Genomic DNA, 12,270 nt, shown 5'->3' with positions numbered 1-12,270 from the left:
TCAGTCAGATTGGGGATGACCGCCTCAACTTGCTGCCACTGCAGTTTTAAGCGTTCATCAAGTTCTTCCTGATAGAAAATGTCATCGGGATCCAATTCCTCTTCAGGATCATGGCCTCCCATGAATTCCTGGTAGTTTTCGATCTCATCTAGCCGAAGCATATTCCGCTGGAAATTGTGACTGGAAGTTCTGTAATAGGATTTGCAGGCTTCGATGGTGGTGTCACTCAAGAAGGTTTCAATGTGGTTGGGGTCTGTGATGCTGTTCCGAATTAGCCAGAGACGCAGAAAGGCTTCGCTGACGATGCTGGCGGCATTGGTATCATCTTTAATGTACCGACTTCTCTTATAGAATAAAGAAGGGTAGAGGCGGTTGTAGAAGTACTCCAGGCCCTTTTCATCACCCTGACTGAATTTGAGGAAATTACGGTGTTCGTCTTTGATCTTACAACTGGTAAAGTTCATATTAATAATAGTTAGTTAACAATTAATATGAGTCATAAAGGGAGATAACGCAAAATGACGTGAAGCTCAATTTATCGATCTGGAGGTACTGGTATACCCTTGACCACGATAAAAAGAGCCCACGCCATTTAGCGTGAGCATCTTCACCGTCGTCTTGGGTCTATTAAATTACCAGTTTTCCAGATCAAGACTCTAGTGTAATGCTTCCAGTTTTTTAAGAAGAATTACAAAAATAGCATTACATATTTTAATTCATGTGACTAAGATAATCAAAAATTTTCTAAATGCGGTCATTTAAGTCCGCAATATTTTTATTTTATATAGGGATTTTACTTGCTTGATAAAAAGCACATGCCCAAAAAAAACTATTCTGACTTACAAGTAAGTTTCGGCGCGCATTTACAGAAAATTCGTTTGAGTAAGGGACTTAGTTTGCGGGCTTTAGCTACTCGTTGTGATCTTGATGATAGCAAAATATCCAAAATAGAGAATGGGAAACTAAATGTTCAACTCTCTACCATCGTTGAGCTGGCAAAAGGCTTAGATATAAACCCAAAAGATCTTCTGGATTTTGGTTAATAATAAAATGCGGTATTGTTGACGACTGCAACTGGTGTAGCTGTATAGTTTATTGCTGCTTTCTCAGATTCGTCTTTTAAGCTTTAAATTTTAATCCTGAATTTATTTTCCTAATTATTAGGATATCATAAAATTACATTATACATTAGTGTATTATTTAACTAATACAGTAGTAATGATAACAATTAACAATCTTAATTTTGGTTACAGTAAGCATAATTTGCTTTTTAAAGACATGAGTATGCAGCTCAGTGCTGGTCATATCTACGGCTTACTAGGAAAAAACGGTGCAGGGAAATCCAGTCTATTAAAAAATATAGCAGGTTTGGTATATGCACAAAGTGGATCTTTAAAAGTGATGGGATTTGATCCCGCGAAAAGAGAACCTGAACTATTAGCTGACATTTGTTTTATTCCTGAGGAGTTYTACCTCCCATCAATCAAAATTGATGCTTATATAAAGGCAAATGCTCCCTTTTATAAGAAATTTGACTATGCTTATTTGAATGTGTTATTAGAGGAATTTAACATTCCGATTAGCAATAAGCTGGTAAATATGTCCTATGGACAAAAAAAGAAATTTATTATTGCCTTTGGCCTGGCCACCCAGGCTAAACTGGTGATCATGGATGAGCCAACAAATGGCTTGGACATCCCTTCAAAGGCGCAATTCCGTAAGGTGATGGCCTCTGCTTTAACTGACGATCGTTGCATTGTGATATCAACCCATCAGGTACGTGATCTTGATAATTTAATTGATACGGTGATCATGTTGGATGAGAGTACAATCTCATTAAAGGCATCTATTGAAGAAATTACCCAAAAACTCACTTTTAAAAAGATGAAGGAGTTGGATGAAACTGTGATCTATGCTGAGCCGGCATTATCGGGATATAACGCAGTAGTTCCGAACTTTCATCAGGAAGATAGCAAGATGGATATTGAGCTGCTATTCAATGCAGTGATTGCAGAAAAGAAAAAACTAAAACCCATTTTTAATTAACGCGCTATGAACAACTCATTTAATTTCAATCGTTTTGGGTTATTGGTAAAAAGACAATGGCTTGAGTTTGGCAAAATATACCTGATCAGCCTATTGGTGGTTGTGGGCGTGCTTATCCTTTTTTACGCCTGGAATTTGCCAGACCCTGAAGCGGAGAAAGGGTACAGATATAATTCAGAGGGGTTTTTATACTTGTCTTTTAGAATTCCATTGTTCCTGACGTTKGGATTCATTTTTATTAGTGTTATAGCTAGTGGTTATTTTTCCTTATTAGGGCAAAAACCGAAAGCCATTATCGAATTGATGACTCCTGCCTCTATATTAGAAAAATGGCTTTGCAGCATCTTTTATACTGGCATCTTCAGTGTGTTTAGCTTTTTACTTGTCTTTTATATAACAGATTTGGCGTTTGTAAAATATATTGATAAGACGATTGGTACAATTACTTTTAGTTGGACTTCCGGAGTTCATCCAACACCCAAAACAGGTATTGTGAGTGCAAGGTCTTTTTTTAACGATTTTTTTGAGCATGATGAGATAAAATCCATGGTTGTTGTGCCGTTCATGATCACCAGTATTTTTCTGTTGGGTTCGGTTTATTTTAATCGGTTTCATTACATCAAAACTGCTGTTGTGGTAATGCTCTTTTTAACGGCGCTTATTTATACCTTGATCCAAACAGCAAACTGGATGACAAGAGACAAGATGCAGGATTCGGCAAATTTCGGATTTAGTTCAGCCCATAGTGAATTTTTCATATACGCCATGGTAGGTATAACAGCCGTAACGGTCTTTCTCTGGTGCGTTACCTTTTTCAGGGTAAAAGAAAAAGAAGTTTAATTTTTAACAACACAAACATGGAATTTAGAGAGAATAAGGCGATATACCTTCAAATAGGGGATTACGTTTGTGAACATATTTTGCTTGGAAAATGGAAAAGCGAAGATAAAGTGCCCTCTGTGAGAGAACTGGCAGTATCGCTTGAAGTCAATCCAAATACGGTAATGAGAACTTATGAGCTCTTACAGAATAAGAATATTCTAAGCAATAAGCGGGGAATTGGTTTTTTTATTGCTGAAGATGCCATTAAGCAGATAAAAATTTACAGTAAAATCCAGTTTATGGACGAAGAGCTTCCTGTATTTTTCAGAAATCTTTACCTTCTTGATATTGGCTTCGATGAACTGGAAGTGCGCTACCAGAAATTTGTAAAAGAAACATTTACTAATCCTTAAAAACCAAAATTTATTCAAATGAAAACAAGTAATAAGTTACTCATTATATTTGTATTGTTAATGTTTATCATACCATTAACAATAATGGCGTATACCATAAATAAAGACTATAAGTTCCCGGAACAAATTAAAGCGCAAGAAACGGCCAATGCAAACTTTAACACCCCTTCGGATGGATTTGTTACTCTCAAGAGCAAAGCCTTTAAATCAATAAGCGTGAGAGGGCGAGCAAATAAATCATGGTACTTGAATCTGGTGAATGATGCAGCCCATGGTGCAAAGGTCTCTGAAGTATATAAAGATTTTGTTTCAATGAGTGTCGATGAAAATGAGCAACTTCACATTATCATAAAGGGGGACCATCAAGAAATAAAATATCCAATTGCTATCTACGTTTATGCGCCAAAAATCGAGGAATTAAATCTATCGGACTTGGATGCAATTACGGTGAATTTTAAAAACAGTGAAGCGCCGCTACGATTAAATGCCAAGAATGTGTTTTTACTGAATTTAGATAAAGATTTTAATGTCAGTCACTTGGACCTTTTTGAAGAAAAAGTTAATGATTTAGTACTGATTGGAGAAGGAGTAAAAACCCTGAACCTGGATTTAAAATCTTCACGCTTTAAATCTGAAATGAAATCTTTCGATTCCCTAAATGTAAAGGCATCAGGTAGATCAGAAYTAAACATCTTCGGTGATGAACAAGGTAAGACCCAGTTTGGTATAAAACAATTGACATTAAACACTTCTGGTAAAGTAGATGTGAATTTAACAGACATGAAATTGAACAACGTTTCTGGAAACCTATCTGATGAGACCATGATTAAAATACCAATGGCCTATTTGAAAAAAATGATAAAATAGCAGCAGTCTTAAACGCGCACTTTAGCCATAATCTAAAACCAGCCGCATTTTGCGGCTGGCTTTATTATTATTACTTCATTTTGGCTTATAACTGGGGTGTTATGCCAAAATCGCTTAATATTTAGACAATTTCGGAAAACTTTGTAGATTGTAATTCGCTTTCTTTGAGAAACCAAATGAACCTAATGAGAAAGCTGATGAAATCTTTGTCCACATTCCTGTTTGCCTTATTGCTGATTGCTGGTCATGCCTTCGGCAAGGATATTTATGTTTCTCCAAAAGGCAGCGATAAGAATTCAGGATCTATAGAAAAGCCTTTTGCCAGTATCAAAAAGGCTCAGCTAACTGCACGAAACATACCCGGTAAAGTTATCATCTACCTTAGAAGCGGAACATACTATCTATCGGAAACCGTTGTATTCAGCCTCGAGGATTCAAGAAAAGCAAATGCCGGTCTAACCATAAAGCCGTATGCTAATGAAAAAGTAACCATTAGTGGCGGCACTCCTTTAACCTTAAAATGGGAGTCTTACAAGGGAAACATAATGAAAGCCAAAGTCAGTGAAGAACATGTTTTCGACCAGCTTTTCATTAACCGCCATCAGCAGCGCATGGCAAGATACCCGAACTATAATCCAGCTGTAAGGTTTTATGGCGGATCTTCGGCCGATGCCTTAAGTCCTCAGCGCATTGCAAGCTGGAAAAATCCAGCAGGGGGATTCATTCATGCTTTGCATAAAGCTGAGTGGGGCGGGTACCAATATCAAATCACTGGAAAAGATGTAGATGGTAAATTGAAAATGGAGGGCGGTTATCAGAATAACAGACAAATGGGTATGCACGATAAATATCGGTTTGTAGAAAATATATTTGAGGAACTGGATACCGTAGGAGAATGGTACTACAATAAAGATGAAAAGCTGCTTTATTATTATCCCGAATCGAGCGCGAACCTTACCACGGCCAAAGTAGAAATCCCACGCCTAAAACATCTTTTTGAATTCAAAGGATCGGAAGAAATTCCAGTTACCAATATAAGCATCGAAGGTCTTGAGCTTACACATACGCTTAGAACGTTTATGGAAACCAAAGAGCCGTTATTGCGCAGCGACTGGACAATATACAGAGGAGGAGCAGTTTTAATGGAAGGTGCGAAGTCTTGCCAGATCAGATCTTGTTTCTTTAACCATGTTGGCGGCAACGCAGTATTTTTAAGTAACTATAATAGAGATAATAAAATCTCCGGTTGCCACATAGCCTACGCAGGCGCAAGTGGGGTTTGTTTTGTTGGCGATCCCAAAGCAGTCCGGTCTCCAAGTTTTGAATACGCTCAGTTTGTTCCGGTAAATGAAATTGATACCGTTCGCGGACCAAAAACAAATAACTATCCCGCAAATTGCACTGTCGAAAATACATTGATGTACGGATTGGGACAAGTTGAAAAACAGGTCGCCGGCGTACARATCTCCATGTCTATGAGTATTACTGCTACCCACAATACCATTTATGATGTTCCAAGAGCAGGTATAAACATTAGTGAGGGAACATGGGGTGGTCATGAAATTTCTTTTAACGACGTCTTTAATACTGTTTTGGAATCTGGTGATCACGGGGCGTTTAATTCATGGGGCAGAGATAGATATTGGAATGCTAATGTTCCGGTAATGAATAAGATCGCTAAAGACAATCCTGCATTAATTACTGCCGATGTTATTAATACCATTACATTACATGATAACAGGTTTCATTGTGAACATGGATGGGATATTGATCTGGACGATGGATCAAGCAATTACCACATCTACAATAATGTTTGCTTAAACGGGGGTTTAAAACTTCGCGAAGGCTTTTATAGAACAGTAGAGAATAACATTGTTTTAAACAACTCCTTCCACCCGCATGTATGGTTTGAAAATAGTGGTGATGTATTTAAGCATAACATCATCACCAGGAACTATTACCCAATCGGAATTAATTTTTGGGGCAAGGAAATCGACTATAATTTCTTTGCAGATAAAGCCTCATTAGAGAAATCGCAAAAGGCTGGTACCGATCAGCATTCTACCTTTGGTAACCCCGAATTTTTAAACCCGGCTATTGGCGATTACAGCGTTAAAAGCACTTCTAAAGCACTTACTGTAGGCTTTAAAAGCTTTCCTACAGATCAATTCGGGGTAACCTCTCCTGCTTTACGTAAGCTAGCGAAAAAAGCCCCGATTCCGGTACTTAAAGGAATCGAAGGGGTAACTACGAGTGAATCAACCGAATGGTTCGGCTTACAGATTAAAAATCTCGAAACATTAGGAGAACGTTCTGCAACAGGAATGCCCGAAGAAATAGGAGTTCTGGTGCTTAGCGTTCACGCCAACAGCCCCTTTGCCGGAGTGTTAAAAGCCAATGATGTCATACTTTCCTTTAAGCAAAAGACCACATATAAAGTAGCAGATCTGGTTGCCCTGCAGCAGCAAAATAAGTCAGATAAAACTGTCGAAATATCTATTTTTAGAAGTCAGAATACACAAAAGATCACCCTGGATAAACCACTTAAATAAACATGAAACACAAAACAATCATTTTATTTGCATTATTACTTTTCTGCAAAACCCTTGTTTTTGGACAGCACGATCCTAAAGCATTAAGGGAATGGCAGGATCAAAAATATTCCATGTTCATTCACTACGGAATCTACTCTGTATTGGGTGGCGTATGGGAAGGTAAGCCGGTAACCAAAGGATTAAGTGAACAGATTCAGGCGCACGCGGGTATTTATAGTGATACTTACGCAGATGTTGCTAAAAGGTTTAATCCCCAAAACTGGAATGCCGATTCTATTGTTGCCCTGGCAAAAAAAGCCGGCATGCGCTCTCTGGTAATCACTTCAAAGCATCACGATGGGTTTTGTATGTTTAAAACAAATACTACAGATTTTAACGTGGTTGATGCCACCCCGTTCAAAAGGGATATTGTAAAAGAGCTTTCCGACGCCTGTAAGCGTGGTGGGTTAAGATTTGGTTTATATTTCTCGCTAATCGACTGGCATTTCCCTCAGGCTTCTCCAATCTCGAGCAGCAATTCAGATTATATTACCCCCGAACATGTGGAATACAATAAAAAGCAGATTACAGAATTGCTAAGTAATTATGGCCCCGTTTCTGAACTGTGGTTTGATATGGGCTCCCAAAATGCTAATGAAAGCAAAGACCTTAGAGACCTGGTTCATAAGCTTCAGCCAAATTGTATGATCGGAAGCAGAATCGGGAATGATATGGGCGACTTTAACGTAATGGGCGACAACCAGGAGCCAGATTATGCTATCGGAGTGCCCTGGCAATCTCCTGCGTCTTTCTTCGACGAAACATGGAGCTATCGTTCATGGCAGGTGAGAGGGAGCGAAGAAGAAAAAATGCGCGAGAAACTCACCAGTTTAATCAGAGTTGCAAGTCGTGGCGGAAACTTCCTTCTAAACATCGGCCCAAAGGGCGATGGTTCTGTAGTTGATTTCGAAAAGGATGTTTTATTAAGCATCGGTAAATGGCTCGATAAAAATAAAGAAGCCATTTATGGAACAGATCCAGACCCTTTTCACATTTCATTCAAATGGGGAAGCCTAACGAGCAGACCTGATAAAATTTATCTGCACCTGCTTTCAGCTCCTGAAAACGGAGTGATTACACTTCCAGGCCTTACCGGGAAAATTAAAGATGCATACGTTCTTGGAGAGGATAAAAAAGCGAAATTCTCCCAAAATGCTTCAGGTGTAAAAATTAATGTGCCAGAAGGTTTAGACATCAGCAAAGAGTTTAAAGTAATTGCAATAGAATTTGTTAATGGTTATTCAGTACCTCCTGCAAATATCATCGCTTTCACTAAAGCACCTTTAATTCTTGACTCGCACAATGCCTTTAAGCATTACAGCAGCTCAGGTATTGATTACAATAACCGCTATCAGAGCACAGTAAAGGAATCATGGACAATTAGTCCTTCAAAAACCGGAAACCTTGTTCCTGCAATCTATTATACGGATGAAGAAAAAGGAAAGGTTATAGATGTAGAGCTGAATGGTAAAGCCACCGCAATAACCTTAAATGGAACTGGCGCAGAAAAGTTGAAGAACGATCCTTCCACCATTAAATGGGGTGATATTTACCAAACAGGGCCGCTTTATTCTGGGGTAGGTGGTGTACATGGCAATCTGACTAATGTAGATGTAAGCAAGCCATGGCCAGATTCAAATGGTGGAACATGGGAGAAAAAGGGAGAACTGAAAAATAATGTGACCTACGAAATAGAAGCCGACAGAAACTCGGCAACCTACCTTTTGCAAGAAATAACTTCAGCTAAAGATCAACCTTATCTGGTTGGCATAACCAGTGGGGACGGAGTAACAGTAACACTGAACGGGAAAGTGCTGGCAGAACATAATAATCCTTTTAAAGATAAACAGTTGAAAGATGTGATTTTATTGCCGCTTAAAAAGGGAGCAAACCAGCTTATTGTTAAGTATTACAATGGATTTAAAAAGGTGAATGTAATGAGCTTAGATAACAATGTAAGTCAAACCATTTACCGTCAGGAACTGAAGCCTGTAGCTGTTCAAAAGGGCAAGTATTATCCCCTTAGCTGGCAATTGCATAAACCGCTYTCTCCACACACTACTATCGGACTATTCAACGCACGAATCGAAATCAGATAATAAATCAAAATCTTCATTATGGCATTTTGCAAATTGAGCTGCATAACAAGGGTAATAGACACTTTATTTGCCAAAATAGTTTAATAATAAGATAAAATGATAAAATAAATCACTTCAAAAAACGCGTTCTTTGATTAACCAAAAAATTAAACCAGATGACTAAAAACAAATATCTTTTTCCGTTTATTATGATTACCTCCCTGTTTTTTATGTGGGGTTTTGTACATAACCTAGATCCAATACTTATTCCCCATTTAAAAAGGTCTTTTAGTTTAAGTACTTTAGAGGCATCTCTGGTTGATTCTGCAGTGTTCATCGCTTATTTTGTAATGGCACTCCCAGCGGGATTCATTATGAAAAAGTATGGTTATAAAACGGGGATAATTCTGGGGCTTGCATTGTTTGCCATAGGATCGTTTTTATTCATACCGGCTGCAAATACGCAAGCTTATGTATTCTTTTTGGGGGCACTATTTATCATAGCATGCGGACTAACCATCCTGGAAACAGCGGCCAATCCTTATGCATCCTTGCTTGGCCCTCCTGAAACGGCAACTTTTCGACTGAATTTTGCGCAATCATTTAATGGACTTGCAGCAACGGCTGCTCCTATAATCGGTGCTAAAATTATTTTAATAGAAGGGATATCTGATGAGAAGTTAAGTAAAATGACTGCCTCTGCAAGGGAATTTGCTTTGGCATCAGAAGCTTCATCAGTAAAAACACCATACCTGGTGCTGGGGAGCATTATTCTGGTCATAGCAATCATCTTTGTCTTTCTGAAATTACCGGAAATTGTGGAGACAGAAGAACCGGGCGACAAAGCAACTGACCATACCTTATTGGATGCGCTTAAGCATAAACACCTAAGATGGGCTGTTCTTGCACAGTTCTTTTACGTAGGTGCTCAGGTGTGTGTGTTTAGCTTTTTTATTCTGTATGCTACCAAAGCTGCCGAAATAGATCAGCAAAAGGCAGCTGGTTATGCAGGTATAGGCATGGGCCTAGCCTTCCTGATTGGGAGGGTACTTGGTACTTTCCTTATGAAATTTATTAAAGCAGAGCGGTTATTGGCTATTTATGCTGTAGCCAGCATGGTACTTTGCGTTCTCGCAATAGTAACTCATGGCACCATATCATTATTTGTTGTTATCGGAATTGCATTCTTCATGTCCATCATGTTCCCAACTATCTTCTCTCTGGGTATAAAGGATCTTGGAAAAGACACAAAATTTGGAAGCAGTCTGATCATCATGTCCATCGTTGGTGGCGCAATATTGCCTCCGGCAATGGGTTACGTTGCTGATATAGCCGATATTCAGATAGGTTATATCGTGCCATTAATATGCTTCGCCGTTGTATTTCTATTTGGTGTAACCGGGCATAAGGTTGTTAAAAGAACATAGTATTAAAACCTTAGAAAATATATAAAATGAAAAGATATTGTTTAGCGCTTGATCTGGTAAATGATCCTGATCTGATCAAAGAATACGAAGTAATGCATCAGCAGGTATGGCCCGAAATTCAGGAGAGCATCACCTCTGCCGGAATCGATACAATGGAAATTTACAGATATGGCAATAGGCTGTTTATGATTATGGAAGTAAATGGTAAATTTAGCTTTGAAAAGAAGGGAGCCATGGATGCCTCAAATGAAAAGGTACAGGAGTGGGAGAAATTAATGTGGAAATATCAACAGGCAATCCCGGGTGCTAAACCTGGTGAGAAATGGGTGATGATGGATAAAATATTTGAATTAAAAGCATAATGTCAATAATAACTAATAAAAGTTTCCTGCAAATACATCCAGATGATAATGTTCTGGTAGCCTTGCAGGATCTATCAAAAGGACAAAAAATTGAATGGAATAACTTAACATTCGATTTAAAGGATGATGTACACGCCAAGCATAAGTTTTTCATAACGGATAGGGCAATTGGCGAGGATGTTTTAATGTATGGCGTATTGGTTGGCAAAGCAACTGCTTTTATTCCTCAGGGAGGGTTAATGACTACCGAAAATGTTCATCATGCCTCTCAGGATTATGCATACAGAAATGTAAATTACCAATGGCAGGCTCCTGACGTATCAAAGTTTCAAAACAGAACATTCAACGGATATCACCGTCAGGATGGTAAAGTCGGAACAGCAAATTACTGGTTGTTTATTCCTACAGTTTTCTGCGAAAACAGGAATATGGATGTGATAAAAGAATCATTATACAATACCCTGGGTTATAATGTAACCGATAAGTACAAACAGTTTACAGATCAGTTGCTTACTGCTTATCAGGACGGCGAATCAATAGATTCCTTTAATGTAGATAGTCTAGCATCTGCTCAGGCAACTAAAAAAAGAGTATTCAAAAATGTTGATGGTATAAAATTCCTTAATCATCAGGGTGGTTGCGGGGGCACGCGCCAGGATGCAGATCTGTTAAGTAATCTGTTAGCTGCTTACGCGGATCATCCAAACGTAGCAGGGATAACTGTGCTTAGTCTTGGTTGTCAGCACCTGCAAACACAAAGTTTGCTAGACGATATCAAAGAACGCAACCCTACATTCAATAAAAAGGTTTTGATTTTTGAACAGCAGCAAAGCCAGAGCGAAGAGCAATTGATAAAGGATGCCATTCTTAAAACGTTTGAAGGTTTAACTGAAATCAATAAAATAGAAAGAAGCCCTGCGCCGCTTAGTAAGCTGTGTGTTGGGGTTAAATGTGGTGGTAGCGATGGGTTCAGTGGTATTTCTGCTAACCCTTCAGTGGGCTATACCTCTGATCTTTTGGTTGCACTTGGAGCCAAGGTACTGTTGGCAGAATTTCCGGAACTATGCGGTGCAGAACAAAATATAATCGACAGGTGTGTAGATAAACCAACGGCCGAAAAATTTATCAGGTTAATGCAGGAGTATGATGCCCAGGCCCATGCAGTAGGTTCCGGATTTCATATGAACCCATCACCCGGGAATATTAAGGATGGTTTAATTACCGATGCCATCAAAAGTACCGGAGCGGCTAAAAAAGCAGGTACTTCTCCTGTAGTTGACGTTTTGGATTATACTGAGCCGGTAACCAAACCAGGATTAAGCCTGGTATGTACTCCTGGAAATGATGTCGAGGCGACAACGGGAAAAGCGGCTAGTGGTGCTACATTGATCTTGTTTACCACAGGTTTAGGTACGCCAACAGGAAATCCTGTTTGTCCGGTAATTAAAATAGCAACAAACACAGCCCTGACCAGCAGAATGGGCGACATCATTGATATAGACACTGGCGCAATCATTCGTGGCGAAAAAACCATTGAGGAAATGGGCGAAGAGATTCTTGAATATTGCATCAAAGCTGCAAGTGGCGAAATCACACCTAAAGCAGTATTGTTAAATCAGGATGACTTCATCCCATGGAAAAGAGGCGTTTCATTATAATAA

General features: G+C 39.0%; 11 protein-coding genes. 10 read left to right on the top strand and 1 reads right to left on the bottom strand.

Annotated elements, in window-relative coordinates; translation table 11 throughout:
• On the bottom strand, positions 1 to 464 hold a 464-nt coding region (locus AC1DG9_RS01840), incomplete at its 3' end, for an RNA polymerase sigma factor (RefSeq protein ID WP_477634250.1).
• Between the two features lie 351 nt (positions 465 to 815).
• Between AC1DG9_RS01840 and AC1DG9_RS01835 the strand changes: the two genes are divergently transcribed.
• The 10 genes from AC1DG9_RS01835 to AC1DG9_RS01790 all read left to right on the top strand — a co-directional run bounded on the left by AC1DG9_RS01835 (position 816) and on the right by AC1DG9_RS01790 (position 12,267).
• Positions 816 to 1,043: a helix-turn-helix domain-containing protein gene (locus AC1DG9_RS01835; RefSeq protein WP_172662091.1), complete on the top strand. Its 228-nt coding sequence runs from the start codon at positions 816 to 818 to the stop codon at positions 1,041 to 1,043.
• Positions 1,044 to 1,218: 175 nt separating this feature from the next.
• Positions 1,219 to 2,046, top strand: a complete 828-nt coding sequence (locus AC1DG9_RS01830) for an ABC transporter ATP-binding protein (RefSeq protein WP_288883111.1) — start codon at positions 1,219 to 1,221, stop codon at positions 2,044 to 2,046.
• Positions 2,047 to 2,052: 6 nt separating this feature from the next.
• The gene (locus AC1DG9_RS01825) at positions 2,053 to 2,886 is read left to right on the top strand and encodes a hypothetical protein (protein WP_477634249.1); all 834 of its coding nucleotides are present in this window, start codon (positions 2,053 to 2,055) and stop codon (positions 2,884 to 2,886) included.
• Positions 2,887 to 2,903: 17 nt separating this feature from the next.
• A complete protein-coding gene (locus AC1DG9_RS01820; RefSeq protein ID WP_288883114.1) occupies positions 2,904 to 3,281 on the top strand; it encodes a GntR family transcriptional regulator in 378 nt (125 codons plus the stop codon).
• An 18-nt stretch (positions 3,282 to 3,299) separates the two neighbouring features.
• Positions 3,300 to 4,148, top strand: a complete 849-nt coding sequence (locus AC1DG9_RS01815) for a hypothetical protein (RefSeq protein ID WP_288883116.1) — start codon at positions 3,300 to 3,302, stop codon at positions 4,146 to 4,148.
• 185 nt (positions 4,149 to 4,333) lie between these two features.
• Complete coding sequence (locus AC1DG9_RS01810; protein ID WP_288883118.1) at positions 4,334 to 6,700, top strand: PDZ domain-containing protein; 2,367 nt, start codon at positions 4,334 to 4,336, stop codon at positions 6,698 to 6,700.
• Positions 6,701 to 6,702: 2 nt separating this feature from the next.
• Positions 6,703 to 8,841 carry an alpha-L-fucosidase gene (locus AC1DG9_RS01805; protein ID WP_288883119.1) on the top strand — a complete coding sequence of 713 codons (2,139 nt, stop codon included), beginning with the start codon at positions 6,703 to 6,705 and terminating at the stop codon, positions 8,839 to 8,841.
• A gap of 155 nt (positions 8,842 to 8,996) precedes the next feature.
• A complete protein-coding gene (gene fucP / locus AC1DG9_RS01800; RefSeq protein ID WP_172662085.1) occupies positions 8,997 to 10,247 on the top strand; it encodes an L-fucose:H+ symporter permease in 1,251 nt (416 codons plus the stop codon).
• A gap of 26 nt (positions 10,248 to 10,273) precedes the next feature.
• A complete protein-coding gene (locus AC1DG9_RS01795) occupies positions 10,274 to 10,609 on the top strand; it encodes an L-rhamnose mutarotase (protein ID WP_048903458.1) in 336 nt (111 codons plus the stop codon).
• The gene (locus tag AC1DG9_RS01790; RefSeq protein WP_337717989.1) at positions 10,609 to 12,267 is read left to right on the top strand and encodes a UxaA family hydrolase; all 1,659 of its coding nucleotides are present in this window, start codon (positions 10,609 to 10,611) and stop codon (positions 12,265 to 12,267) included. Before AC1DG9_RS01795 ends, AC1DG9_RS01790 begins: the two co-directional genes overlap by 1 nt.
• The last annotated feature ends 3 nt before the right edge of the window (positions 12,268 to 12,270 follow it).

The organism is Pedobacter sp. 05L430 (assembly GCF_056397585.1).
Note: the sequence above shows the minus strand (reverse complement) of the source record. Positions and strands in the feature narration are given on the sequence as shown.